Here is a 25,481-nt window from a genome sequence, read left to right on the forward strand (position 1 = left end):
ACGACAACCGCCCCGCCGCCCGCGCCACCGCGACCGCCGGACGCGCCGGGGCCGCCGCCCACGCTTTGTCCCCCGAACGCCGCCGCCGCGCCCTCGCCGTCGGCGCGGCCACCCTGGCCATCGGCCTGGGCGCCGTCTCCTACGCGGCCGGGGGACGCCCGACCGGACCGACCGTCAGCCCGGCGTTCGAGCAGTTCACCATCGAGCACGCCCTGGTCTCCGGGGACGCGCCGATGCCGGACCCGCTCACCGACACCACCAGCGTCCCGGTCGCGCCGGAGCCGTGAGACCGCCGATCCACGAGCTGCGCGGGGCCGCGCTCCCGGCCGCCGGGATGGCCGGGGCGCTGCTGCTGGCCGGCCTGCTGTCCGGGGACGCCTGCGCCGACAGCCGGGCCCGGCGCGGCGACCCCGAGGCGCTCCGGCTGCTGACCGCCGCCGTCGACGCCGCCCGGAACGTCGCCTACGAGGGCACCCGGACCCTCGCCACCTGGAGCCCCGACCAGGCCAGCACCGCGCAGGTGAAGGTCGTCCACACGCCGGGGGCGGGGACCTCGTTCACCGACGAGAAGGGCCCGCGCGGGCACCGGCCCGACGCCGGGGCCGCCGAGGCGGGCCTGACCGCCTCGGCGCTGGCGCTGCTGGCCCGCAACTACCGGCTGATCCGCGCCGCCGACGGAACGGTCTGCGGCCGCCGCGCCCGCGTCGTGGAGGCGCACCGGCCCGGCGGCGGCGTCGCCGGGCGCTTCTGGCTGGACGCCGACACCGGGCTGCTGCTGCGCCGCGAGCTGGTCGACGCGGCCGGCCGCCGGATCGCCGAGTCCGGCTTCATCGACCTGCGCGTCACCCGGCCCCCGGAGAACACGACGATGGCGCTGCGCTCCAGCCGCGCCCCCGCCACCGACGTCGGCGCCGTCTCCGCCGCCCGTCCCTGGGCCGACCACCTGGACGGCGGCGAGCTGGCCGCCCTGCGCGCGGCGGGCTGGCGGATCCCCGACACGCTGCCGGGGCGGCTGCGGCTGAACGACGCGCGGCGTTCCGACGGCCGGGACGTGCTGCACCTCACCTACACCGACGGGCTGGCGACGGTTTCGGTGTTCGTCCAGCGGGGAGTCCTGGACGATCGGCGGCTCGCCGGCTGGAAGCGGGGCCCCCGGGCGGTCTACAGCCGCGACGCCCTGCGCCAGTGGGCCCTGGCGTCGGACGGGGAGCACGTCTACACGGTCGTGACCGAGGCGCCCGAGAGCACCGCCGTCACGATCGCGCGGGCCCTGCCCCCGGACCGGTCGGCGGTGCGGTCCCGGCTGGCCCGCGGGGCCCGGCGGATCGCCTCCTGGGTGAACCCGTTCGACTGAGGAGCCCTTACGCTCATCACATGCCCCCGACGGCACGATGGGCGCGAAGACTTGAGGGAACCATGCTCGGTAGGAGAGATGGGGATGACGGAACAGAACCGCGGGCGGAACGCGGCGGAGCAGGACGACGCCGCTCCCGGGTTCGAGGCTGAGCCCGAGCGGTCGCCGACGGGTCCCCAGGCGACGCTGGTGGACCAGAAGGTGCCCGTGACCGGTGAGACCCCGGCCGACCCGGCGCCCGCCGGGGACGAACCCGCCGACGAACCGAGGGCCGGGGGCGAGCGGCCGGAGGCCGACGGGCCCCGGGACGACCTCCCGGAGGACGACGCCCCGCGGGACGGCGTCCCGGGCGACCGCCTGGTGGCGGGCTTCGCCCCGCCGGACGCCCCCGGCGAGCCGGTCCGGCTGGACAAGCCCGCCGAGGCCCCCGCCGTCGAGCACTGGACCCCCGCGCCGCAGCCCCCCGGGCCGGGCGGGCCGGTCCCGGGTCCGGAGCGCCCGCAGCGGCCCGGATTCGTTCCACACCACCAGGACCCGCACGCCCCGCGGGGCGGCTGGCCGCACCAGCAGCCCCCGCCGCCCGGCGCCCCCCGCCCGATGGGCCCGCCGCCCGGCGCGCCGATGGGCCCGCCGCCGGGCGCCATGCCCCCCGGCATGAACCAGCAGCCCCCCGGCGCGACACAGCCTCCCGGCGGCTTCGGCCAGCCCCCGAACTGGGCGCCGGTGCCCCCGCCGCCCTCGGGGTCGCGGGGCGGCCCCGGCCTGGGGATGCTCGCCGTGATCGCGTTGATCGTCGCGCTGGTCGCGGGCGGTGTCGGCGCGGGCGTCGGGGTGACCGTCGCCGGGGACGACTCCGGCCCGGTCAACCTGGGCAGCCCCTCCAGCGGCGGCGGCGCGGTGAAGAACCGCCCGCCGGACTCGGTCGCGGGCGTCGCGCAGCGCGTGCTGCCCAGCGTCGTGATGATCCGGGTGAAGGGCGCGACCGGCGAGGGCGCGGGCACCGGCTTCATCGTCCAGGGCGGCTACATCGTCACCAACAACCACGTGGTGGCCCCGGCCGCGCAGGGCGGCGGCGAGATCGAGGTCGTCTTCAACGACAAGAAGACCCTGCCCGCCACGATCAAGGGCCGCGATCCCGGCTCCGACATCGCCGTGGTCAAGCCCGAGGGCAACCACTCGCTGCCCGCGCTGCCGCTGGGCGACTCCGACGAGCTGGCCGTCGGCGACCCGGTGATCGCGATCGGCTCCCCGCTGGGCCTGCAGGGCTCGGTGACCACCGGCATCGTCTCCTCCCTCAACCGCGCGGTCCCCACCCGCGGCGAGAGCGGCGGCGACGCCTCGGTCCTCAACGCCATCCAGACCGACGCCGCGATCAACCCCGGCAACTCCGGCGGCCCGCTGGTGGACGCCCGGGGCCGCGTGATCGGCATCAACACCGCCATCGCCACGCTGGGCGGCCAGGGCATGGACGGCGGCGAGACCCCCTCCGGCAGCATCGGCCTGGGCTTCGCCATCCCGATCAACCACGGCAAGCGCGTCGCCCAGGAGATCATCAACACCGGCCGGGCCCGCCGCGCCCAGATCGGCATCGGCATCAACACCACCTACCCCGGCCCCGGCGTGAAGATCTCCGACCGGGAGACCGGCGGCGTCCCGCCGATCGTCAAGGGCGGCCCGGCCGACAAGGCGGGCCTGAAGCCCGGCGACGTGATCACCAAGCTGGGCGACCGCCCGGTGGAGGACCCGGCCGACCTGTCGGCCCAGATCCGCAGCCGCGCCCCCGGCGACAAGCTGAAGGTCACCTACGTCCGCAACGGCAAGGAGACGACCGTCGAGGTCACGCTGGCCGCGGCCAACTGAAGGTTAAGAACCCGTTCATCGGAACGGGGGATACGCTAGGGGGGCCGCGCCCGGAAAGGGCCGGCCCCCCGGCGCGTCATACGGAGGACAGGTTTTGTTTGACGTCGGAATCGGCGAGATGGCGGTGCTGGTCGTCCTGGCACTCGTCATCTTCGGCGAGCGGCTTCCCCAGGTGGCCCAGCAGGCGGGCCGCACCCTCCGTCAGATCCGCCAGATGGCCAACTCCGCCAAGGCCGACCTGCAGGAGGGCCTCGGCCCGGAGTTCAAGGATTTCGACGTCGCCGACCTGAATCCCAAGCGTTTCGTGCAGAAGCACCTGTTCGAGGACGACGACGACCACCGGGCGGCCGGCGTCAACGGCTCCGTCTTCGACGACGAGCCGGATTACGCGGCCGTCGGCACCGACCTGGAATACGGCGAACGCCCCCCGTTCGACAACGAGGCCACCTGACCGACCTCACGAAAAAGCCCCGCTCCGGTTTCGGAGCGGGGCTTTTCCCATCGAATTCAGTGTTCTTCCGGGGGCGACCCCCAGGCTCCGCGGGGCTCTGACGAAGATCCTCGCTTCGCTGCGGTCTTCGTCAGAGCTTGTTGCGCGGGGTGATGCCCAGCGACATCCCGGACAGTCCGCGGGAACGCCCGCCCAGCTTGTCGGCGATGCCGCGCAGTTCCTTGCCGGCCTCGGAGTCGGGGTCGGCCAGCACCAGCGGCCGGCCCTCGTCGCCGCCCTCCCGCAGCCGGGGGTCGATCGGGACCTGGCCGAGCAGCGGGACGTTGGTGCCCAGCGTCCGGGTCAGCTCGTCCGCCACGGTCCGCCCGCCGCCCGAACCGAAGATCTCCTGGCGCTCGCCGCAGTGCGCGCAGGTCAGGTAGGACATGTTCTCGATCACACCGACGACCTGCTGGTGGGTCTGGGCGGCGATCGCCCCGGCGCGCTCGGCGACCTCGGCGGCGGCCTGCTGCGGGGTCGTCACCACCAGGATCTCCGCCGACGGCAGCAGCTGCGCGACCGAGATCGCGATGTCGCCGGTGCCGGGCGGCAGGTCCATCAGCAGGATGTCCAGGTCGCCCCAGTACACGTCGGCGAGGAACTGCTGGAGCGCGCGGTGCAGCATCGGGCCGCGCCACACCACCGGCTGGTTCCCGGCGGTGAACATGCCGACCGAGATCACCTTCACGTCGTGCGCGGTCGGCGGGAGGATCATGTCCTCGACCTTGGTCGGCGAGTGCTCGACGCCCAGCATCCGGGGCACCGAGTGGCCGTAGATGTCGGCGTCGACCACGCCCACCTTGCGGCCCTGCGCGGCCAGCGCGGCGGCCAGGTTGACCGTCACCGAGGACTTGCCGACGCCGCCCTTGCCGGAGGCGACCGCGTACACCTTGGTGAGCGAGTTGGGCCGGGCGAACGGGATCTCCCGGGCGGGCTCGCCGCCGCGCAGCTTCGTCTGCAGCGCCTTGCGCTGCTCGTCGCTCATCACGTCCAGCTCGACCTGGACGGAGGTGACGCCGTCGAGCCGGGAGACGGCCTCGGTGACGTTGCGGGTCAGGGTGTCCTTCATCGGACAGCCGGCCACGGTCAGGTAGATGCCGACGCGCACCGCGCCGTCCGGCGCGATGTCGACGCTCTTGACCATGTCGAGCTCGGTGATCGGCTTGCGGATCTCGGGGTCGTTCACCGTGGCGAGCGCCGCGGTCACCTGCTCGGTCGTCAACTGGGAGGCCATGCGTCCATGGTATGGACTGAACGCGGGTGCGCGCGCATGCGGGTCCCGGATACGGGGGGAGGGGTACCTCACAGGGGCCAGGGGACACCAGCCGGGCGGTGCATCGCGCCCGGTCGCCGCGCGCCGTACCATCGGGACGTGACAACGCCGTCCCACCCCGTCTCCGCCGCCGAACTGACGGTCTGGCGGACCATGTTGCGCGCCCAGGCGCAGATCTCGCGCCGCCTCCAGGCGGATCTGCTGGCCGACCACGACCTGGCGCTCGGGTCCTACGACGTGCTGATGCACCTCGGCGAGTCGCCCGACGGGCGGCTGCGGATGAACGATCTGGCCGACCGGGTGCTGCTGTCGCGCAGCGGCCTGACCCGCCTGGTCGACCGGCTGCAACGCGAGGGCCTGGTGGAGCGCCAGTCGTGCACCAGCGACGCCCGCGGCCTGTACGCGGTGCTGACCCCGGCCGGGCGGGCGCGGCTGGCCGCGGCGACCCCCACCTACCAGCGCGGCGTGCGCGAGTACGTGCTGGGCCGCCTGGACGCCGACGATCTCCGCCAGTTCGGGGCCATCCTGGAGAAGCTGGCCGACGAGCGAGAACCCGCCCGGCTCTAGCGGGCCGTTCCTAGGGGAGGCTGGGGGAGCGGTCCTTGTCGTCGAGCTCCTTCAGGACCTGCTGGAGCTCCGACCGCAGGAAGTCGCGCGTGGCGACCTCGCTGAGCGCCAGGCGCAGGCCCGCGATCTCGCGGGTGAGGTACTCGGTGTCGGCCATCGCGCGCTCGTTGCGGGCCCGGTCCTGCTCGTACTGGACGCGGTCGCGGTCGTCCTGCCGGTTCTGCGCGAGCAGGATCAGCGGCGCGGCGTAGGACGCCTGGAGCGACAGCATCAGCGTCAGGAAGATGAACGGGTACGGGTCGAACCGCCACGACGCGGGCGCGAGGGCGTTCCATCCGATCCACAGCACCACGAACCCGGTCATGTAGACCAGGAAGCGGGCGGTGCCCAGGAAGCGGGCGATCCGCTCCGACAGCTGCCCGAACGACTCGGGGTCGTAGTGCGGGCGGGGCAGCAGGGTGCGGCGGACCTCGATGGGCTGGTCCAGACGCGGCGTCATCGGATCTCCTCGGCTCGGCGCAGGGCCTCTTCCTCAGGGTCGGCGCCCTCGTCGGCGGCGGCGTCCATCACGGTCTCGCGCCAGTCCTCGGGCAGCAGGTGGTCCAGGACGTCGTCGATGGTGACCGCGCCGAGCAGGTGCCCGTTCTCGTCGACGACGGCCCCGGCGACCAGGTTGTAGGTGGCCAGGAACGTCGCGACGGCCTCCAGCGACATGGTGGGCCGCAGCGGGTCCAGCTCGGTGTCCACGATGCCGCTGACCAGCGTGGGCGGGGGCTCGCGCAGCAGCCGCTGGAAGTGGACGGTGCCCAGGTAGCGGCCGGTGGGCGTGGCGGTCGGCGGGCGGCACACGTAGACCTGCGCGGCCAGCGCCGGGTTCAGGTCCGGGTTGCGGATGCGGGCCAGGGTCTCGGCGACGGTCGCGTCCGGCGGGACCACGACGGGATCGGTGGTCATCAGGCCGCCGGCGGTGTCGTCGGCGTAGGTCAGCAGCCGCCGCACCGGCGCGGCGTCCTGCGGCTCCATCAGCGTCAGGAGCTGCTCGCGCTGCTCGACGGGCAGCTCGCCGAGCAGGTCGGCGGCGTCGTCGGGGCCCATCGCCTCCAGGACGTCGGCGGCCCGGTCGGCCTCCAGCTTGGACAGGATCTCGATCTGGTCGTCCTCGGGCAGCTCCTCCAGGACGTCGGCGAGCCGCTCGTCGTCGAGCGCCACGGCGACCTCCGTGCGGCGCTTCTCCGGCAGCTCGTGGACGATCCCGGCCAGGTCGGCGGGTTTCATGTTCGCGAACGCCGCGATCACCCCGGCCGCGCCCTGCCCGTGCTCGACGGCCGAGAAGCCCTCCACCGCGTTCCAGTCCAGGACCACCAGCTCGCCCCGGCGGCGCAGCCCGTGCCGCCCGGCGCGCCCGCGCCGGACCGCGACCTTGGTGACGAGCCAGTCGCGGGTGCGGGTCGGTTCCATCGCGACGTCCACGACGGTCACCGGGTCGCCGGAGTCGCACAGTCGCACGGTGCGGTCCAGCAGCTCCCCGATCACCAGGGTCTCGGAGGCGCGCTGCTGGAAGCGGCGCACGTTGAGCCGCCCGTCGAACACGATCGCGTCGGCCTCGACGACCGTGACCCGGGTGATCGGCAGGAACACCGGGCGGCGCGGCGCCACCTCGACCACCAGGCCCAGCACGCGCGGCGGCAGCGACCCCAGGCGCAGCGCCACCACGACGTCGCGCACCCGCCCGACCTGGTCGCCGGCGGGATCGAACACGGCGATCCCGGCCAACCGGGCGGTGAACACACGTGTTGGAGGTCCGCTCATGGTGGGGACACTACCCGTGATCGTTATGGTCATCCGGAATCGGGTGCGTGTCACATTTCGGGAGCCGTACCCGTCCCAGGGGGCGACGGAACGGACCGAACCGAGGAGTGATCATGGCCCGGATCTCGCTGGACCCGCCCCGCACCCCGCTGTACCGGCTGTTCGCCTGGTTCAGCCGCAAGAAGTTCGGAAAGGAGCTCGACCCGGGGCGCGCCATGGGGCACCACCTGAAGGTGACGGCCGCCTACGGGCTGTTCGAGTTGCAGGTGCTGCGCTGGAACGCGCTGCCGCACCGGCTCAAGGACCTGGCGGTGATGGCGTCGGCGGTGCGGATCGGCTGCTCGTGGTGCGTGGACTACGGCACCTGGGAGGCGGTCACGCACGACGTCCCGCTCGCCAAGATCGAGGCGGTGCCGCACTGGCGCGACAGCGACCTGTTCACCGAACAGGAGCGGCTGGTGATGGAGTACGCCGAGGCGATGACCATGGACCCGCCGCAGGTCACCGACGAGCTGACCGAGGCGCTGCGCGCGTACCTGGACGAGCGGCAGCTCGTGGAGCTCACCATGATCGTCGCGGTGGAGAACCTGCGGTCCCGCTTCAACGCCGCCGCCGGTCTCACCGGGCAGGGCTTCAAGGAGAACTGCGAGATCCCGGTGCGGTCGTGACCGGGCGGTCGTGAGAGGTTCGTCTCGTGAGCGACGTTGAACGGATCTTCGAGGAGCACCGCGGGCTGCTGTTCGCGGTGGCCTACCGGATGCTGGGCACGGCCGCCGACGCCGAGGACGTGGTGCAGGACGCGTGGCTGCGGTGGGCGGCCTCCGACCGGTCCGGCGTCGCCGACCCCAAGGGCTACCTGGTGCGGATCACCACCAACCTGGCGGTGGACCGGCTGCGCACGGCCCAGGGCAGGCGGGAGAGCTACGTGGGGCCGTGGCTGCCCGAGCCGATGCTGACCGCGCCGGACGCCTCCGAGCACGCCGAGCTCGCCGAGTCGGTGTCGATGGCGATGCTGGTGGTGCTGGAGACGCTGAGCCCGCTGGAACGCGCGGTGTTCGTGCTCAAGGAGGTCTTCGGGTTCCCCTACGCGGAGATCGCCGAGGCGCTGGGCCGGTCGGAGCCGTCGGTGCGGCAGCTCGGCACGCGGGCGCGCAAGCACGTGGAGGCGCGGCGGCCCCGGTTCCCCGCCGACCCGGCCGCCAAGGAGGCCGCCGTCGACCGGTTCCTGGCCGCCGCGCTCGGCGGGGACATCAACGCGCTGATGGAGGTGCTGGCCCCGGACGTGGCGCTGTGGACCGACGGTGGCGGCCGGGTCCGCGCGGCGCTGCGCGTCATCCACGGGGCCGACAAGGTCGCCCGCCTCCTGCTGAAGGTGGCCGTCCAGCCCTTCGCCGGGGTGGACCCGGGCGAGTGGCGGCTCCGCGTGGTCCGGCTGAACGGCGAGCCCGGCGTCGTCATCGACGGCCCGGACGGGCCGCTGATGGCGATGACCGGCGCGCTGGACGGCGACGGCCGGGTCACGGAGATCCACATGGTGGGCAACCCCGACAAGCTGCGGTCCGTGGCGGAGGGCCGCAGCCTCCCCCTGTGATCCGCCCGCCGAGGGGGACGGGGCTCAGCGGTCGGCGCGGCGCCGCTTGGCCCCGTACATCCTCGGCGGCGGGCCCGCCGTGGTCGCCGGGGTGGGGACGGTCGGCGCGGCGGCGTAGGACGCGTCGTAGGAGCCGGGTGACTCGGTGACCGCGCCGGTGGGGGTGAGGCGCAGGACGTAGGACTCCCGGGCCCAGCGTTCGAGCTGGCCGTCGTGGCTCCCGGCGTTCAGGCGCTCCTTGGCCAGCAGCGGGGCGACCTCGTCCCACAGCGTGGTGCCCGGCTCCACCGGCTCCACGGCCGCCTCGAACGTCAGCAGCCGCCCGCCCTTGTCCTTGCTGCGCAGGATCACCGGGACCGTCGTGGCCTCGGGGAGGCCGGGCAGCGGCTGCTCGCCCTCGCCGCCGGTCAGCACGTAGACGGACCCGTCGTGCCAGACGTGCCAGGCGGCGCGGGGCTGCGGCAGCTCCGGCAACGCCAGCCACAGCAGCCCCGACTTCCTGGCCGCCTCCTCGATCAGCGCCCCGTTCAGGTCACCCATGCATGCAGGGTCTCACGACCGGGGCCCTCAGTCGCGCTCGGCGGTGTCCTCCAGCACGACCCGGCCGATGATCTCGTAGCGGTCCGGGGCGCGGAACTTCAGGTACAGCGCCAGGCCCGCGCCCAGCACCGCCGTACCGAGCACGATGTACGGGATGAGCTGGAAGAACAGCCCGGTGGAGGCGGCCCCGGCGGCGGTCTTCTGGTTCTGGAACAGCAGCACGATGACGTAGACCATCGCGATGCCGCCCACCAGCGGCGCCAGCAGCGTGCGCCACCAGCTCGCGGTCTCCGGGTGCCGCCCGCGCACGTGGAAGTAGCCGATCACCGCGAACGAGCACATCGCCTGCACGATGAGGATCGCCATCGTGCCCAGCACCGCCAGCAGCGTGTAGAGGTGGATGTAGGGGTCCTGGCCCGCCGCCCAGAACGCCACCACGATCGCGGTCGCGACCGCCGTCTGCACGAAGCCCGCGACGTGCGGCGAGCCGTGCTCGGGGTGGGTGGCGCCCAGCGTGCGGCGGGTGCCGGGGACGACGTCCTCGCGGCCGATCGCGTACAGGTAGCGGGCCGCGCAGTTGTGGAACGCCATCCCGCACGCGTACGAGCCGGTCACCATCAGCACCTTGAACAGGTCCACCGCCCAGGAGCCGAGCAGCCGCTCGGTCGGCCCGAAGAAGATCTGGCCCGGGTCCTTGCCGGAGGCGACCGCCACGACCTCGTCCAGGCCGTTCCCGGCGACGACCATCCAGGACACGAACACGTAGAACAGCCCGATGCCGACCACCGCGACCAGCGTGGCGCGCGGGATGATCCGCTTGGGCTCGCGGGACTCCTCGCCGTACATCGCGGTCGACTCGAACCCGACCCACGACCAGAAGCACATGAACAGGCCGAGCCCGACCGACCCGGCGGCCAGGCCGTTGACGGAGAACGCGTTGGCCGGGTTGACCGGGGACAGCGGGACGCCGTCGGGGCCGCCGCCGTTCAGCAGCACCGCCGCCGCCATCAGGCCCAGCATCAGGATCTCGGTGATCAGGAACAGGCCGAGGACCTTGGCGGTGAGGTTGATGTCGAAGTAGGTGAGCGCGGCGTTGAGCGCGAGCATCGCCAGGGCCAGCAGGATCCAGGGGATCTCGACGCCGAGCAGGTCGTTGACGGTGCCGTGCGCGAAGTAGGCGAAGACGCCGACGATCGACGCCTCGAAGACCACGTAGGCGAGGGTGGCCAGCAGGCCCGCGACCATCCCGGCGACCTGGCCGAGACCGTGCGAGATGTAGCCGTAGAACGCCCCGGCGGCGGTGATGTGCTTGGCCATCGCCACGTAGCCGACGGAGAACACCGTCAGCACGACGGTCGCGACCAGGTACCCGGCGGGCGCGCCGGTGCCGCTGCCGAAGCCGACGGCGATCGGCACGTTGCCGACCATCGCGGTGATGGGGGCGGCGGTGGCGACCGCCATGAAGATGACGCCGACGAGGCCGACGGCGTCCCTGCGGAGGCGTTGGACCTGGGGAGGTGTCTCGGTGGAGCCGGGTTCCTTCTCGATGGTGCTCACGGGCAGTCCACCTTCCGGGGAATGAGCCGGGCGACCCGGGGGAAAAGGCCGCGTATTTCGCGGGGGGCGGGAGCGAGAGGCGTTGCGCGATCGTGGCAGCGCGGCGGGCGGACACTCAAGAGCGATCCTTTGCCGTTTCTTTACACGATGTAATTTGGTTTCCCCGCGAGGGCCATTCGCTTTTCGGATGCGAATACCAATGCGGCGGAAAACCCCTGCCGGAGGCGGGCCGTTCCGGGCCCGGGGCGGTGGATAGCATCCGGCCCATGCGATCGCGACGTACCACCCTCGCCGTGCCCGGCAGCAACCCCCGCTTCATCGAGAAGGCCCAGGGCCTCCCGGCCGACGAGATCTTCCTGGACCTGGAGGACGCGGTCGCGCCCGCCGCCAAGGAGGAGGCGCGCGGGCTCGTGGTCGCCGCGCTCAACGAGGGCGACTGGACCGGCAAGGTCCGCGTGGTGCGCGTCAACGACCTGGACACCCACTGGGCCTACCGCGACGTCATCGAGGTCGTGGAGGGCGCGGGCGCGAACCTCGACTGCGTCATGCTCCCCAAGGTCCAGGGACCCTCCCACGTGCAGTGGCTGGACCGGCTGCTCACCCAGATCGAGCGCGCCATGGGCTACGAGGTCGGCCGCATCGGCATCGAGGCGCAGATCGAGGACGCGCGCGGCATGACCGCCATCGACGCGATCGCCGCCTCGTCGCCGCGCCTGGAGACGCTGGTGTTCGGGCCCGGCGACTTCATGGCGTCGATCAACATGCGGACCCTGGTGGTGGGGGAGCAGCCGCCCGGCTACACCGAGGGCGACGCCTACCACTACATCCTCATGCGCATCCTGCTGGCCGCCCGCGCCCACGGCCTCCAGGCGATCGACGGGCCGTACTTCAACGTCCGGGACGAGGCGGCGTTCCGGCGGGTCGCGCAGCGGTCGGCGGCGCTCGGCTTCGACGGCAAGTGGGTGCTGCATCCGTCCCAGGTCGAGGCGGGCAACGAGGTGTTCTCCCCGTCGCAGGAGGACTACGACCACGCCGAGCTGATCCTGGACGCCTACGAGTACTACACGACCGTCGAGCGGCGGGGCGCGGCGATGCTCGGCGACGAGATGATCGACGAGGCGTCGCGGAAGATGGCGCTGGTGATCGCCGCCAAGGGCCGGGCCGCCGGGCTGGAGCGCACCCGGACGTTCGACCCGCCCGCCTCGTGACGGTGCGGCGGTGTCCGGGCACGACACGTACCATTCGTTGCAGGTGCTGGAGCGGGACGGTAGGGGGTCCGTGTGACGGAACAGTCGGATTCGAGTAGCTGGACTCCGCCCGACTCCTCGTCATCCTCCTCCCCTTCTTCTTCCTCCTCCTCGGACCCGTCCTCGGCGGGCGACCGCGAGCCGGGCCGGGCGGGGGGCTACGGCAACGACCCCGGCCCCTACCAGGGCTCCTACGGCCAGCCTGCCTACGACCAGCCGCCGTACGGACAGCCCCAGTACGGGCAGGCCCCGTACGGACAGCCTCAGCACGGGCAGCCTCAGCACGGGCAGGCCCCGTACGGGCCGCCCCAGTACGGCCAACCCCAGTACGGGCCGCCTCAGTACGCGCAGCCCCCGTACGGGCCGCAGCCGGGGATGCCGGGGCCCCTTCCGTACCACGGACCCCCGGCCGCGCGGGGGCCCTGGGTCGTGCCGGTGCGGCCGGGCCTGCCGTTCCACCAGATGGCGCGGACCGACGCGCACCGCTGGTGGCGCCCGCTGGTCGGGACGGTCGCCGTGCTGGGGGCCGCGTTCCTGGCGACCGCCGTGCTGATGATCATCGGGATCATCGGCTACGTCGTGGTGAACGGCGAGCCGCCCGAGATGAAGAGCGACACCTCCCTGTTCGGGAACATCAACGCCGACCTGGCCTTCAACCTGGCCGCGCTGGCGCTGCTGATCCCGATCGTGTTCCTGGGCGCCTGGGGCGTCCAGCGCCGCCGCCCCGGAACGCTGTCGTCGGTGGTGGGGCGCCTGCGGTGGCGGTGGCTGCTGGCGTGCTGCGGGCTGGCGCTGGTGTTCCTGCTCGTGTCGTTCGGGGCCTCGGCGCTGGCCGGGATGTTCGGCGACGTCCCGGACGAGCCGGAGGGCCGCTGGGTCGGCTGGGCGGACTTCCTGCTCCCGGCGCTGATCGTCGTGGCGCTGGTGCCGTTCCAGGCGTCGGCCGAGGAGTACGTGTTCCGGGGCTGGATCCCGCAGGCGGTGGGCGCGTGCACGTTGCAGGACCGGCCCGGTGGGGGCGGCGTGCCGGGCCGGGTGCTGCGCACCCCGTGGCCGGGCATCCTGCTCGGCGCGGTGCTGTTCACGTCCCTGCACGGCTACACCGGCTGGGGCATGCTGGACATCTTCATGTTCGGCGCGATCGCCGGATGGCTCACGGTGCGGACCGGCGGCCTGGAGGCGGCCATCGCGCTGCACGTGTTCAACAACCTGATGGCGTTCCTGCTCCCGGCGGCGTTCGGCCGCCTGACCCTGGAGCAGGGCGCGGTGCCCTGGCAGTACGTGGTCGCCGACGTCGTGCCGATGCTGCTGTACGCGGCGGGCGCGTGGTGGCTGTCGCGCCGCCTGAAGGTGGAGACCGTCACGCCCGGCGCCCCCGCGCCGCGCCCGGAGGAGCCCGCCGTGGCCGGGCGGCCGGCCGACCCCGGCCCCGCCTGACCTCACAGGGGGTCGGCGAAGTCCCAGCCGCGCGCCAGCAGCGCGTCGCACGCCGCCTCCGCCGCCGCCACGCGCTCCTCGTGCGGGCCGCCGACCACGACGTACGGCATCCCGCGCCGTTCCAGCTCCTCGCGGAACCGGTCGTGCATCCACAGCCGGACCGGCTCGCCGTCGCGCCACCCGTCCTGCTCGAACGCCACCCCCTCCGGGTCGGTCAGCAGCCACAGGTGGTGCGGGGCGCGGGCGTGGAGGCGCTCGACGTCGGGTGAGGGGCCGCCGGTGTACCGCTCGTGCCACACCGTCGTCGCGAACGCGTCGGTGTCGCACACCAGCAGCGGCGACCCGGCGCGGGCGGCGGCGTCCTCCAGCGCGAGCTGCCGTTCGGCGATCACCGTGAACTCCGCCGGCTCCCACGCCAGGTCGTCCAGCCACAGACCGGGGTCCCCGGCGGCGCGGCGGGCGGCGGCGAGCTTCTCCTCGCAGTAGGTGCGGCCGTACTCGGGGACCCAGCGCGTCGCGGCCCACACGCCACCGCGCGCGGCGTAGCGGGCGGCCAGCGCGCGGGCCAGCGTCGTGGTGCCGGTGGACTCGGCCCCGACCACCACGACCCGGCGGGCCAGATGGGCGCGGACCGGCGGGGACAGCCACCGCCAGCAGGCCACCGGGTCCGCGCGGACGGCCGTTCCGCTGACCGGGAACCGCCCGCGCGGCGGGTCCACCGGAACGTGCGCCGCCCCGAACCGCCGCGCCAGCTCCGGCCCGTACGCCTCGGAGCTGAACACCGCGTCCACGGGCGGGCCCCCGGCCAGCGCCAGCCCCTGCCGGAACGCCGCCACGTGCGCGTTCCACACGTCGTCGGAGCCGTAGTCGATCTCCACGTCGTCCACCACGGGGACGACCTCCACATGCGGCTGCGGATGCGCCTCCCGCAGCCACGCGACGCGCAGCGCCAGCGGAACGCTCTCCACCGTCGACGCCGCCACCACGACGGTGACCCGGCGGCACGCGGCGGCGGCCGTGTCGATCAGATGGTGGTGACCGGCGTGCGGCGGGTAGAACTTGCCGACCACCAGTCCGTGCCCGTGAGCACCGGACCCGTAAGCACCGGACCCGTGGGTCACGCGGCCACCGCGACCGGCCCGCGCGCCGCCAGGTCCCGCCGCCACGCCAGCAGGCCGAACACGCACAGCGTCAGGAAGACCACGTACAGCCCGCTGGTCAGGTGCAGGTCCTTGTGGAAGTACAGCGGGATGTAGACCAGGTCCGCGGTGATCCACAACCACCACGACTCCAGCAGCTTGCGCGACTGCCCGTAGACGGCCATCAGCGACAGCGCCGTGGTCAGCGCGTCCCAGAACGGCACGGTCGAGTCGGTGTGGACGTTCAGCAGCCAGGTCAGCGCCGCCGTCAGCACCACGCCCGCCCCGGCCAGCAGCGCCCACTCGTTCCGGGTGGTGCGCCGCACCGGCAGCTCGTCCCGGCCGCGCCCGCCGTACCTCCAGCAGTACCAGCCGTACACCTGGAGCCCCACGTAGACCACCTGGAGACCCGCGTCGGCGTAGAGCCCGCCGTCCAGGAACACCAGGCCGAGCAGGATGACGTTGGCCGCGCCGACCGGCCAGTTCCAGATGTTCTGCCGGACCACCAGCCACACGTTGACGACCCCGGTGACGAACCCGACCAGCTCGGCCCAGCTGGTGGGCACCCCACCGAGACGGAACGCGGGCCGCAGCAGCGGCTCCAGCAGATCGTGCAAACCCATGATCCCGACGATAACGGCGGACCGGGAGCGGTCAGGCGGGCAGCAGGCCCCAGGTGGTGAGGGCGGTGACCAGGCCGGGGGCGGTGGGGAGGGCGCGGATCTCGGCCGGGGTGAACCAGGCGGCGTCGGCGGCGTCGTCGCCCGCGGCCAGGACGCCGCCGACCGCGGTGGCCTCGTAGTCGTGGATCTCGTAGACGACGCCGTTCGCGCCGGGGCGGTCGACGGTCCCGACCAGGGGGCCCACGGACACCTCCAGGCCGGTCTCCTCGCGCATCTCGCGGACCACGGCGGCGGCGTCGGTCTCGCCGGGCTCGACCCGGCCGCCCGGGACCGACCACAGCCCCGCCGAGGGGGCGTGCCCCCGCTTGATCAGCAACAGCCGTCCGGCCTCGTCCCGGACGATCCCACCCACGCATCGCACCCGCATGCGCCTATTTTGGCCGGTCTTTCCGGACCGTCGACCGTGATGACCTTGACGAGCCGAATTCCGGCACGCACGCTAGGTAACCATGAGGGCGGAGCCCACCTGCCCACGCTGCACGGGTCGGTTGCGGCCCCCGAACGCGTGGTCGAGCGACTGGATCTGTGCCGTGCACGGCGCCGTGCTGCCCCGGCAACCCGCCAAACGCCCCGGGCCCGAGGGGCTGGCCGCCCTGCTGCACGACGTCCGCGTCCCGGTGTGGACCCCCTGGCCGTTGCCCCACGGCTGGCTGGTCACCGGCTTCGGGTCGGTCGGCGACGAACGCACCGGCACCCGCGCCAGCGCGGTCGCGCTGTCCGGCCCCAACCTGGTGAGCGGGCCCGCCGACCTGCTGCTGATCGCCGAGGAGCCCGGCATCGGGCTGGGCGCCTTTCACGCCGGGCTGCCCGGCCCCGACCCGGGCGCGGGCTTCGACACCGGCCCGCCGCACGTCAAGATCGAGGTCTGCGGCCCCTCGGCGACGCCCGGCCACACGGTGCCGCTGTGGGCGGTGCCCGGCGAGGACCGCGCCGTCTTCGTCGGCGAGGCCCTCGGCAACTGGCTGTGGGCGGTGCTGTGGCCCGCCGGGGCCGGGGTGCTGATGGCCGCCCGGATGAGCCTGCTGGACCTGCGCGAGCCCGGCATGGAGGTGGACCTCCCCTACGGGGCCCCCAGCCCCCGCCTGGAGCACTGACCCCGTCGGGTAGGACCGGGGTCGGGTAGGACTGGGGCATGCGCATCGACCTGCACTGCCACAGCACCGTCTCGGACGGCCTGCGCACGCCCGCCGAGGTCGTCCGGCTGGCCGCCGACGCCGGGGTGGACGTGCTGGCCCTCACCGACCACGACACCACGGCCGGCTGGGACGCCGCCCGCGCCGCGCTTCCGGAGGGGATGGAGCTCGTTCCCGGCATGGAGCTGTCGTGCCGGTACGACGGCCACAGCCTGCACATGCTCGCCTACTGGTTCGACCCCGCCGACGCGGACCTGAACGCCGAGCTGGCCCGCGTCCGCGACGCCCGGGTGGGCCGCGCGCGGGCGATGGTGGACCGGCTCCGGGAGCTCGGCGTCGAGATCACCTACGAGCAGGTCGGCCGGTACGCGCGCGGCGAGGCGGTCGGCCGCCCGCACATCGCCCGCGCCATGGTCGAGGCCGGGGTGATCGCGGAGGAGAAGGACGCGTTCACCGCCGAGTGGATCGCCGCCGGCGGGCGCGCCCACGCCCGGCGGTACGCGCTGGACCCGTTCCGGGCCGTCGAGCTGGTCCGCGCCGCCGGCGGCGTGACCGTCCTCGCCCATCCCCGGGCCGCCCGCGGCGGTCACGTCTTCCCGGACGGGCTGATCGAGGCGCTGGCCGCCGCCGGGCTGACCGGCGTCGAAGTCGATCACTACCTGCACGACGCCGCCGCCCGCGCCCGCCTGCGCGCCCTCGCCGGACGGCTCGGCCTGGTCCCCACCGGCTCCAGCGACTTCCACGGCCGCGACGGCGAGATCCCGGCCCGCGACACCACCGCCCCGGAGGCGTTCGAACGCCTCAGAGCCGCCGCTCGCGAATCACGGTAGGGTGCGGGGCGTGGACGCGCGCATCGAACAGGTGGTGACGTCCGGGAAGGTAACCCTGGACGACACCGAGTACGACGTCGAGAACAACACCTACCTCATCGGCGACGACTCCGAGGTCATCGTGATCGACCCCGGTTTCGACGCCGAGGCCGTGCTCGACAAGGTCGGCGACCGTGAGGTCATGGCGGTGATCCTCACCGACGGCAACGACCATCATCTGGGCACCGCCCTGGAGGTCTCGGCCGCCGGGGAGGAGGACGAGGAGTACTGGGCCCCGATCGCGCTGCACCGGGCCGACCGGCTGCTGTGGCGCGACTACTTCGGCCGCCTCGCCCGCGACGAGGACGACGAGGAGCAGGCCAAGGCGCTGCGCTCGCTGGAGCCGGACATCTGGCTGGAGGACGGCGGCGTGTTCGAGGTCGCCGGGGCCCAGCTGGAGATCCAGCACACCCCGGGCCACACCCCGGGCAGCGTGAGCGTGCTCAGCGACCAGCTCGGCGTGCTGTTCTCCGGCGACACCCTGCACCGCGGCCGCCCCGGCTCGATCGGCGGCGTCTTCGAGGACCTGCGCAAGCAGCTCAACTCGATCGGCGCGCTGATCACGCCGCTGCCCCGCGACATGCGGGTGCTGCCCGGCCAGGGCGAGGAGACCACGGCCGGTGACGAGAACGCCCGCTGGGAGTCCTGGGGCGCGCTGGCCACCGAGAACGACGAGTCCTGACCCGCGGCCGCGACGAGCGGGGCGGGAGCTTGCGACCGGAGCGACGAGGAAGGGCGGCGCGTCGGACGCCGACGGGCCGCCGAGCGGAGGCGAGGCCGTGAGCGCCGAGCAGCTCGGCTTCGAGGGGATGCCGCGGCGGCTGTACACGTGCACGCCGTCGCGGCTGAACGCGTGGCTGGACTGCCCCCGCCGGTACCGGATGACCTACCTGGACCGGCCGATGCCGCCCAAGGGCCCGCCGTGGGCGCACAACAGCTTCGGGGCCAGCGTGCACAACGCGCTCGCCGGGTGGTGGAAGCTGCCGGTCGAGCAGCGCACCCCCGAGACGGCCGGGCGGCTGCTGGTGCGGGGCTGGCTCACCGACGGGTTCCGTGACGAGGAGCAGTCCGACCGGCAGCGGGACCGCGCCCGCGCCATGGTCGAACGCTACGTCGCGGGCCTGGACCCCGAGGACGAGCCGGTCGGGGTGGAGCGCACCGTCGCCACCCGCACCGACCGGATCGCGGTGTCGGGCCGCATCGACCGCCTCGACGACCGCGGCGCCGAGCTGGTCGTCGTCGACTACAAGACCGGGCGGCACGTGCTGACCGCCGACGACGCGCGCGGCTCCCTGGCGCTGGCGCTCTACGCCGTCGCCTCGTCGCGGATGCTGCGCCGCCCCTGCCACCGCGTCGAGCTGCACCACCTGCCGTCCGGCGAGGTCGCCGTCTGGGAGCACACCGACGCGTCGCTGGCACGGCACCTGGGACGGGCCGAGCAGATCGCCGCCGAGGCGCAGGACGCCGACGAGGCGTACCGGACGCTGCGGCCGGCGGAGCGGCCCCGGCCGGGGGAGGCGCTGGACCACGCCCCGTTCGACGAGGTGTTCCCGCCGAACCCGTCGGCGCTGTGCGCGTGGTGCGACTTCTCCCGCCACTGCCCCGAGGGGCAGCGGGCCGCGGCCCGCAAGGAGCCGTGGGCGGCGCTGCCCGCCGACTGACGGTCCGGCCCGCCAGACCTGGCATTCGCCGGGGCCACGACAGCCGCTCCACGCCGCCACTGTCCCGGCCGTCACCGGCCGCCCAACAATGGTGCGGTCACGTTCGGTGACCGAACGTGACCGACCTGCTCCGGGAGGCGGCGATGTCGCACACCATCCTGTTCGCGATCGACGAGCCGCGCGACGCCGGATCGGTGTTCGCCGAGCACCTGCGCGGCGTGCACGGCGGCCTGGAGGGGGCGGGGCTGCGGGTGCGGTGGGCGCGCGACGGCCGGGACGCCCTGGCCGTGGTGCGCTCGGACGCCACGCTGGCGGCCGCGCTGGCGCAGTGGGACGCGCCGGAGGCCGAGCGGGTCCTGCGGGGCCTGGCCGACCGCCACCACGACCTGCCGGTGTTCCTGGTGATGGCCGACGGGGCCGCCCACGACCTGCCGCTGTGGGTGTACGAGGTGATCTGCGGGTTCGTGTTCCCGCTGGAGGACACCCCGGCGTTCATCGCCGGGCGCATCGCCCGCACCGCGCTGGACCATGCCGACCGGAGGCTGCCGCCGTTCTTCTCGGCGCTGCGCGACTTCGAGGACCACCACCAGTACTCCTGGCACACCCCCGCGCACGCGGGCGGGGTGGCCTACCTCAAGACGCCGGTCGGGCGCGCGTTCTTCGACTACTACGGGGAACGCCTGCTGCGCACCGACCTGTCGATCTCGGTGGGGGAGCTGGGGTCGCCGCTGGAGCACACCGGGCCCATCGGCGACGCCGAGCGCAACGCCGCCCGCGTCTTCGGGGCCGAGCGCACCTACTTCGTGACCAACGGCAACTCCACCGCCAACCGCGTCGTCGGCCACCACGCCATCGCCCGCGACGAGCCCGCCCTGGTGGACCGCAACTGCCACAAGTCGGTGCAGCACGCCCTGACCATCAGCGGCGCCCGGCCGGTCTACCTGGTGCCCGAGCGCAACGGCCTGGGCCTGGCCGGGCCCATCCCGCCCGCCGCCCTGCGCGCCGGGGCGGTGCGGGCCCGCCTGGACGGCCATCCGCTGCTGGCCGGGACCGATCCGCACCCCTCCTACGCCGTCGTCACCAACTCCACCTACGACGGCCTGTGCTACGACGCCGTGCGGGTCGCCGAGCTGCTGGGCGACAGCGCGCCCCGCGTGCACTTCGACGAGGCGTGGTTCGCCTACGCCCGCTTCCACCCCCTCTACCGCCGCCGCTACGGCATGGCCGTGGACGAGGGCGCCCTGCCCGGCCCGCAGCGGCCCACGGTGTTCGCCACCCAGTCCACCCACAAGCTGCTGGCGGCGCTGTCCCAGTCGGCGATGCTGCACGTGCGCTCCTCGCCGCGCGCGCCGGTCGACCACGACCGGTTCAACGAGACCTACCTGATGCACGCCTGCACGTCCCCGCTCTACCCGATGATCGCCTCGCTGGACGTGGCGGCGGCGATGGTGGACGGGCCGGCGGGACGCCATCTGACCGGCGAGGCGATCACCGAGGCGGTGCGGTTCCGGCAGACCATGGCGCGGCTGGGCCGCCGGATCGCCGCCGGGGAGGGGGAGTCCGGCTGGTTCTTCGGCGTCTGGCAGCCCCCGTCCGTCACCGACCCCGACTCGGGGGAGCGCGTGCCGTTCGACGAGGCCGACCCGGGCCTGCTGGCGGCCGATCCGCGCTGCTGGACCCTGGAGCCCGGCGCGGCCTGGCACGGGTTCGACGGCCTGGAGGACGGCTACTGCCTGCTCGACCCGGTCAAGGTGACGATCACCTGCCCCGGGATCGACGCGGCCGGGAACCCCGGCGACCGGGGCGTCCCGGCCCGGATCGTGGCCGCCTACCTGGAGCGGCGCGGCATCGTGGTGGAGAAGACCGGCGACTACACGCTGCTGGTGCTGTTCTCCATGGGCATCACCAGGGGCAAGTGGGGCACCCTGGTCGACGCCCTGATCGACTTCCGGAACGCCTACGACGCCGACCGGCCGCTGGCCGAGGTGGTCCCCGGGTTCGGCCCGCCCGATGAGACCCTGCGCCGGTACTGCCTGCGGGTCCACCGGCGGCTCCGCGACTCCGGCGTCGCCGGGCTGCTGGACCGGGTGTTCACCGACCCGCCCGCGCCCGTGCTCACCCCCGCCGACTGCTACCAGCGGCTCATCCGCCACGGCACCGAACGCGTCCCGCTGGACCGGCTGGCCGGACGCGTCGCCGCCGCCACCGTCGTGATCACCCCGCCCGGCATCCCGATGCTCATGCCCGGCGAGGCGACCGGCCCCGACGACGGCCCGCTGCTGACCTACCTGCGCGCCCTCCAGGAGTTCGACCGCGCCTTCCCCGACCTGCCCGCCGACATCCACGGCGCGCACCGCGACGCCGACGGACGCTACTGGATCGAGTGCGTCACCGAATGACGGCGGGCGCCGCGTGATCCACGGGAAGGAGACCGCCCGGCGCTGAATTCCTCCCGAAGTGGGATGCACGGGGCATGCGGCCGTTGACAGGATGTGGCGATGATCCTCGTGGAGGAACTCGTCAAGCACTTCGGCGCGGTGCGGGCCGTGGACGGGCTGTCGTTCGCCGCGCGGCCCGGGCAGGTCACCGGCTTCCTGGGGCCGAACGGCGCGGGCAAGACCACCACCCTGCGGATGCTGCTGGGGCTGGTGGAGCCCACCTCCGGGCGGGCGCTGATCGACGGGCGGCGGTACGCCGACCTGGACAACCCCGTCGAGCGGGTCGGGGCGGCGCTGGAGGCGACCGGGTTCCACCCGGGCCGGACCGCCCGCGACCACCTGCGCGTGACGTGCCTGGCCGCCGAGCTGCCGACCGGCCGCGCCGACGAGGCGCTGGAGCTGGCGGGGCTGGCCGACGCCGCCGACCGCCGGGTGGTGGGGTTCTCGCTGGGGATGCGGCAGCGGCTGGCCCTCGCCGCCGCCGTGCTCGGGCAGCCGCCGGTGCTGATCCTGGACGAGCCCGCCAACGGCCTGGACCCGGCGGGCATCCACTGGCTGCGCGGCTTCCTGCGGCACCTGGCCGGGCTGGGCTGCACGGTGCTGGTCTCCAGCCACGTGCTGGCCGAGGTGGAGCAGACCGCCGACCACGTGGTGATCGTCGCGCGCGGGAGGGTGGTGCGGGACGCGCCGCTGGCCGAGCTGGTCGGGGAGAACGGCGGCGGCCTGCTGGTGGGGACCGAGGGCCCGGACGACGCCGCCGGGCTGGCCGCCGCGCTGGAGCGCGCCGGGGCCACCGTGCGCGTCGAGGGCGAGCGGTTGCGGGTGAGCGGGGTGGCCGCCGCCGAGGTGGGGCGGGCGGCGCTGGCGGCCGGGGCGGTGCTGACGGAGCTGTCGGCGGGCCGCTCCGGACTGGAGAAGATCTTCCTGGAGCTGACCATGGCGGAACTGGGCGGGACGGACCCGGCGGCGGGGGACCCGGCCGTCAGCACGGAGGCGGCGTCGTGACCAGGCTGATCAGGGCGGAGCTGCTGAAGATCCGCTCGACCCGGATGTGGCTCGGGATGCTGGCGCTGTCGCTCGGCTTCGCGCTGCTGGGCCTCGGCTTCTACATCGCGCTGGCGGGCGCCGAGATGAACGGCGAGTCCGCGCTGCCGCCGGTCACCGACCCGGCCACGGTGCGCGGCATGTACGCCAGCGCCAGCGCCGGGACGCTGTTCATGATGATCCTCGGCATCATCGGGATCACCGGCGAGTACCGCTTCCAGACGATCACGCAGGCGTTCCTGGTGACGCCCCGCCGGTACCGGCTGCTGGCGGCCAAGCTGCTGTCGTACTTCCTGTTCGGGCTGGCGTTCGGCGTGGCGACGGTGCTGTTCACGGTGGCGGTCGCCTGGCCCGCATTGGCGATCAAGGGCGGGTCCACCTCGCTGCTGGACCACGACATCCCGATGATCCTCGGCGGCACGGTCCTGGCGATGGGCCTGTACGCGCTGGTCGGGCTGGGGCTGGGCGCGCTGGTCCGCAACCAGGTCGCGGCGATCATCATCGCGGTGGGCTGGGTGCAGCTGGTCGAGGCGATCGTGACGGTGGCGCTGCCGGAGGTCGGGCAGTGGCTCCCGGCGGGCGCGGTCCGCGCGATCACCCGCACCACCGGCAGGTTCGGCGGCATGGGCGAGCTGGACACGCTGCCCGCCTGGGGCGGGACGCTGCTGTTGCTGGCCTACGGCCTGGCGTTCGCGGCGATCGCGGCGTTCACGACGACCCGCCGCGACATCACCTGAGGCGGCATCACCTGAGGCGGCGTCCCCCGGGGCGGCGGGTCGGCGCGGACGTCAGGCGGGGGTCAGGGACCTGCGCTGGGACGGCCAGGTGCGGGGGTCGCGCAGGCCGATCAGCCCCTGGGACAGGTCGTAGCCCTCGGCGGCCAGACGGCGCCGGGAGCGCTCCAGCATGTCGCGGGTCGGCTTCATGAACGCGAAGTCGTGCAGGCGTTCGGGAACGGCCGTCATCGCCAGCCGGAACGACCGCAGCGCGGCCGTCACGGCGGGCTGCGGCACCTCCGGCAGCACCCCGTACATCTTCCGCGCCCAGTCCGGCAGCGAGTAGTAGCACAGCGCGCCGAACGGGAGGTAGCCGGGCTTGCCGGGCGTGAGGAACCGCAGGTTCTCCGGCATGGTCGGCCACAGCAGGAACCGCACCGTCGCGGCGGCCTCCTCGGTGACACGCAGGGAGGACCGCATGTCGTTGATGTAGGTCTCCATCTCCGCGACGCTGCCGGGGACGTCCTCGGCGTGCAGGCCGACGTAGGTGGCGGTGTGGCGCTGCTCGTCGAGGTACTGGTCGGCCATCCTGTCGGTGAGGGGGAGACCGGAACGGCGTGCGACCTCCAGGTAGGAGTGGACCTCGGCGCAGTGGACCCAGAGCAGCAGCTCGGGCTGGTCGAGGCGTTCCTTCTTGCCCGTGTCGTGGTTGAGGATGCGCAGGCCGCGGTGGATGCCGCGGACCCTGGCCGCGAGCTCGGCGATCTCCTCCGGGCTGCCGAACGTCGCCATGCCGACGAAGTCGGCCGTGCGCTGGAGCCGCCCGAGGGGGTCCTCCTGGAAGTTGGAGTTCTGCCAGACGCCCCACATGGCCATGGGGTGGAGGGCCTGGAGCATGAGGCCGCGCACTCCGCCGACCCACATGGAACGGTCGATGTGCACGCGCCAGGTGACGCTCTCGGGGGGCTGGACCGTGGCCGCCATTCGCATCTCTCCAGAATCGGGTGAGACAAATCGATGTAAGTGTGTCATTACCTGGTGGGGTGGCGGTACCCGGCCCCCTCTGTGAACGTCGTCACCGTGGGCGCCGTTGTTCCGGAGGAGAGGTGACCCCGGAGCGGGGTGGCGTCCGTACAGAGGATGGACGCAGGGTGCGCGGCGATGTCCGAGAGGTGTCGGCGCCGGTGAGAGAGGAAGTGGCACAGCATGCGCGGACGGTCCGGTGAGCTGGCGGAGGTCGCCGAGTCGGGTCTGGTCACGCGGCGCGGAACGTTCCGGGCGGTCGCCTTCCGGGACGAGCCCGGCGGCCCCGAGCACCTGGCGCTGGTGCGCGGGGACGTGCGGTCCGGGGAGGACGTGCTGGTGCGGGTGCACTCGGAGTGCCTGACCGGGGACGTGTTCGGCGCGCTGCGCTGCGAGTGCGGGGACCAGCTCGGCGGGGCCCTGGACGAGATCGCGCGGGCGGCCCGGGGCGTGCTGGTGTACCTGCGCGGCCACGAGGGGCGCGGCATCGGGCTCGTCGCGAAGGTCCGCACCCATGTGCTCCAGGACGAGCGGGGGCTCGACACGATCGACTCCGCCACCGCCCTCGGGCTGCCGGTGGACGTGCGGGACTACGGCCCGGCGGCGCGGGTGCTGCACCACCTGGGCGTCGGCTCGGTGCACCTGCTGTCCAACAACCCCGACAAGGTGGCGGCGCTGGAGGAGCACGGCGTCCGCGTCGCGGCGCGCGTCCCGCTGCTGGCCCCCGCGCACGACGGCAACGTCCGCTACCTGACCGCCAAGCGGGACCGGATGGGGCACGACCTGCCGCAGCTGGGGGCGGTGTCGAGGGCATGACGACGCGGGAGGCGACGGTGCGGGGCGTGGTGGTGCGGGACGTGATGGCGCGGAGCCCGGTGGCGTGGGGTCCGACGGCGTGGGGCGCGGGGGAGCTGGGGGCCGCCGCCGGGGCGCAGGCGGCGCTGCTCGGGCTGCTGTGGACGTCGGCCGGGCTGGGCGTGGCGGCGTGGGCGGCCGGCGCCGGGTACGGCGCGGCGCTGCTGGCGCTGCTCGGGAACGCGGTGCGCCGTT

The 25,481-nt window shown here is 73.8% G+C and carries 25 protein-coding genes and 2 pseudogenes; 18 read left to right on the plus strand and 9 right to left on the minus strand.

The window, feature by feature from the left end; all coding sequences use genetic code 11:
• From AKI01S_RS52115 to AKI01S_RS39770, 4 genes and pseudogenes are all read left to right on the plus strand, one after another.
• Positions 1-287 (plus strand): annotated as a pseudogene (locus AKI01S_RS52115) (hypothetical protein); the annotation flags it as partial.
• Complete coding sequence (locus AKI01S_RS39760) at positions 284-1,354, plus strand: MucB/RseB C-terminal domain-containing protein (RefSeq protein WP_067830431.1); 1,071 nt, start codon at positions 284-286, stop codon at positions 1,352-1,354. The pseudogene AKI01S_RS52115 and the gene AKI01S_RS39760, both read left to right, overlap by 4 nt.
• A gap of 84 nt (positions 1,355-1,438) precedes the next feature.
• Positions 1,439-3,214: a S1C family serine protease gene (locus AKI01S_RS39765; RefSeq protein WP_067830433.1), complete on the plus strand. Its 1,776-nt coding sequence runs from the start codon at positions 1,439-1,441 to the stop codon at positions 3,212-3,214.
• Positions 3,215-3,308: 94 nt separating this feature from the next.
• The gene (locus AKI01S_RS39770; RefSeq protein ID WP_067830436.1) at positions 3,309-3,665 is read left to right on the plus strand and encodes a sec-independent translocase; all 357 of its coding nucleotides are present in this window, start codon (positions 3,309-3,311) and stop codon (positions 3,663-3,665) included.
• Between the two features lie 130 nt (positions 3,666-3,795).
• On the opposite strand, the gene AKI01S_RS39775 is transcribed toward AKI01S_RS39770, so the two are convergent.
• Complete coding sequence (locus AKI01S_RS39775; RefSeq protein ID WP_067830438.1) at positions 3,796-4,938, minus strand: Mrp/NBP35 family ATP-binding protein; 1,143 nt, start codon at positions 4,936-4,938, stop codon at positions 3,796-3,798.
• Positions 4,939-5,076: 138 nt separating this feature from the next.
• Here AKI01S_RS39775 and AKI01S_RS39780 point away from each other — a divergent pair, with 138 nt between their 5' ends.
• Positions 5,077-5,544, plus strand: a complete 468-nt coding sequence (locus AKI01S_RS39780) for a MarR family winged helix-turn-helix transcriptional regulator (RefSeq protein WP_067830440.1) — start codon at positions 5,077-5,079, stop codon at positions 5,542-5,544.
• Between the two features lie 10 nt (positions 5,545-5,554).
• Here AKI01S_RS39780 and AKI01S_RS39785 read toward each other — a convergent pair whose 3' ends face one another.
• The gene (locus AKI01S_RS39785) at positions 5,555-6,043 is read right to left on the minus strand and encodes a DUF1003 domain-containing protein (protein WP_067830443.1); all 489 of its coding nucleotides are present in this window, start codon (positions 6,041-6,043) and stop codon (positions 5,555-5,557) included.
• Positions 6,040-7,353, minus strand: coding sequence for a magnesium transporter MgtE N-terminal domain-containing protein (locus AKI01S_RS39790; RefSeq protein WP_067830446.1), 1,314 nt, complete (start codon positions 7,351-7,353; stop codon positions 6,040-6,042). The genes AKI01S_RS39785 and AKI01S_RS39790 overlap by 4 nt, the downstream gene beginning before the upstream one ends.
• A 113-nt stretch (positions 7,354-7,466) precedes the next feature.
• On the opposite strand from AKI01S_RS39790, the gene AKI01S_RS39795 reads away from it, so the two are divergent.
• Positions 7,467-8,021: a carboxymuconolactone decarboxylase family protein gene (locus AKI01S_RS39795; RefSeq protein ID WP_067830449.1), complete on the plus strand. Its 555-nt coding sequence runs from the start codon at positions 7,467-7,469 to the stop codon at positions 8,019-8,021.
• 26 nt (positions 8,022-8,047) lie between these two features.
• Positions 8,048-8,944: an RNA polymerase sigma-70 factor gene (locus tag AKI01S_RS39800; RefSeq protein ID WP_067830452.1), complete on the plus strand. Its 897-nt coding sequence runs from the start codon at positions 8,048-8,050 to the stop codon at positions 8,942-8,944.
• 24 nt (positions 8,945-8,968) lie between these two features.
• Here the strand turns inward: AKI01S_RS39800 and AKI01S_RS39805 are convergent, their stop codons facing one another.
• Together AKI01S_RS39805 and AKI01S_RS39810 are read right to left on the minus strand one after the other, a co-directional pair.
• Positions 8,969-9,484: a hypothetical protein gene (locus AKI01S_RS39805; protein WP_067830455.1), complete on the minus strand. Its 516-nt coding sequence runs from the start codon at positions 9,482-9,484 to the stop codon at positions 8,969-8,971.
• A 27-nt stretch (positions 9,485-9,511) separates the two neighbouring features.
• A complete protein-coding gene (locus AKI01S_RS39810; protein ID WP_218010004.1) occupies positions 9,512-11,041 on the minus strand; it encodes an APC family permease in 1,530 nt (509 codons plus the stop codon).
• 266 nt (positions 11,042-11,307) lie between these two features.
• Between AKI01S_RS39810 and AKI01S_RS39815 the strand changes: the two genes are divergently transcribed.
• The gene (locus AKI01S_RS39815) at positions 11,308-12,249 is read left to right on the plus strand and encodes an HpcH/HpaI aldolase/citrate lyase family protein (RefSeq protein WP_067830457.1); all 942 of its coding nucleotides are present in this window, start codon (positions 11,308-11,310) and stop codon (positions 12,247-12,249) included.
• Between the two features lie 72 nt (positions 12,250-12,321).
• Entirely contained in the window at positions 12,322-13,725 is a 1,404-nt protein-coding gene (locus AKI01S_RS39820) for a CPBP family intramembrane glutamic endopeptidase (protein WP_157420497.1), read from the plus strand.
• A 2-nt stretch (positions 13,726-13,727) separates the two neighbouring features.
• Here the strand turns inward: AKI01S_RS39820 and AKI01S_RS39825 are convergent, their stop codons facing one another.
• From AKI01S_RS39825 to AKI01S_RS39835, 3 genes are read right to left on the minus strand one after another with little or no spacing between them, the layout of a single operon-like run.
• Complete coding sequence (locus AKI01S_RS39825) at positions 13,728-14,846, minus strand: AAA family ATPase (protein ID WP_067830494.1); 1,119 nt, start codon at positions 14,844-14,846, stop codon at positions 13,728-13,730.
• Positions 14,843-15,487, minus strand: coding sequence for a nicotinamide riboside transporter PnuC (gene pnuC / locus AKI01S_RS39830; protein WP_067830462.1), 645 nt, complete (start codon positions 15,485-15,487; stop codon positions 14,843-14,845). The genes AKI01S_RS39825 and pnuC overlap by 4 nt, the downstream gene beginning before the upstream one ends.
• 31 nt (positions 15,488-15,518) lie before the next feature.
• Positions 15,519-15,914 (minus strand): NUDIX hydrolase, encoded by a 396-nt coding sequence (locus tag AKI01S_RS39835; protein ID WP_067830463.1) that lies wholly within the window; start codon positions 15,912-15,914, stop codon positions 15,519-15,521.
• An 82-nt stretch (positions 15,915-15,996) separates the two neighbouring features.
• Here AKI01S_RS39835 and AKI01S_RS39840 point away from each other — a divergent pair, with 82 nt between their 5' ends.
• The 7 genes from AKI01S_RS39840 (at position 15,997) to AKI01S_RS39870 (ending at position 23,429) form a co-directional block, all read left to right on the plus strand.
• Positions 15,997-16,641 carry a DUF6758 family protein gene (locus tag AKI01S_RS39840; RefSeq protein WP_084000703.1) on the plus strand — a complete coding sequence of 215 codons (645 nt, stop codon included), beginning with the start codon at positions 15,997-15,999 and terminating at the stop codon, positions 16,639-16,641.
• A 38-nt stretch (positions 16,642-16,679) separates the two neighbouring features.
• On the plus strand, positions 16,680-17,510 hold the full coding sequence (locus AKI01S_RS39845) for a PHP domain-containing protein (RefSeq protein ID WP_067830468.1): 831 nt from the start codon (positions 16,680-16,682) through the stop codon (positions 17,508-17,510).
• Between the two features lie 10 nt (positions 17,511-17,520).
• On the plus strand, positions 17,521-18,231 hold the full coding sequence (locus AKI01S_RS39850) for an MBL fold metallo-hydrolase (protein ID WP_067830496.1): 711 nt from the start codon (positions 17,521-17,523) through the stop codon (positions 18,229-18,231).
• A gap of 97 nt (positions 18,232-18,328) precedes the next feature.
• Positions 18,329-19,210, plus strand: coding sequence for a RecB family exonuclease (locus AKI01S_RS39855; RefSeq protein ID WP_245681971.1), 882 nt, complete (start codon positions 18,329-18,331; stop codon positions 19,208-19,210).
• Positions 19,211-19,326: 116 nt separating this feature from the next.
• Positions 19,327-21,609: an Orn/Lys/Arg family decarboxylase gene (locus tag AKI01S_RS39860; protein WP_245681972.1), complete on the plus strand. Its 2,283-nt coding sequence runs from the start codon at positions 19,327-19,329 to the stop codon at positions 21,607-21,609.
• A 99-nt stretch (positions 21,610-21,708) separates the two neighbouring features.
• Complete coding sequence (locus tag AKI01S_RS39865) at positions 21,709-22,653, plus strand: ATP-binding cassette domain-containing protein (protein WP_067830471.1); 945 nt, start codon at positions 21,709-21,711, stop codon at positions 22,651-22,653.
• Positions 22,650-23,429 carry an ABC transporter permease gene (locus tag AKI01S_RS39870; RefSeq protein WP_067830473.1) on the plus strand — a complete coding sequence of 260 codons (780 nt, stop codon included), beginning with the start codon at positions 22,650-22,652 and terminating at the stop codon, positions 23,427-23,429. Before AKI01S_RS39865 ends, AKI01S_RS39870 begins: the two co-directional genes overlap by 4 nt.
• A gap of 51 nt (positions 23,430-23,480) precedes the next feature.
• On the opposite strand, the gene AKI01S_RS39875 is transcribed toward AKI01S_RS39870, so the two are convergent.
• On the minus strand, positions 23,481-24,392 hold the full coding sequence (locus AKI01S_RS39875) for an oxygenase MpaB family protein (RefSeq protein ID WP_067830476.1): 912 nt from the start codon (positions 24,390-24,392) through the stop codon (positions 23,481-23,483).
• Positions 24,393-24,614: 222 nt separating this feature from the next.
• On the opposite strand from AKI01S_RS39875, the gene AKI01S_RS39880 reads away from it, so the two are divergent.
• Positions 24,615-25,247, plus strand: coding sequence for a GTP cyclohydrolase II (locus tag AKI01S_RS39880; protein WP_067830488.1), 633 nt, complete (start codon positions 24,615-24,617; stop codon positions 25,245-25,247).
• Positions 25,244-25,481: pseudogene (locus tag AKI01S_RS39885) on the plus strand (hypothetical protein); the annotation flags it as partial. The gene AKI01S_RS39880 and the pseudogene AKI01S_RS39885, both read left to right, overlap by 4 nt.

This window comes from Actinomadura kijaniata NBRC 14229, from assembly GCF_001552175.1.
Classification (GTDB): Bacteria; Actinomycetota; Actinomycetes; order Streptosporangiales; family Streptosporangiaceae; genus Spirillospora; species Spirillospora kijaniata.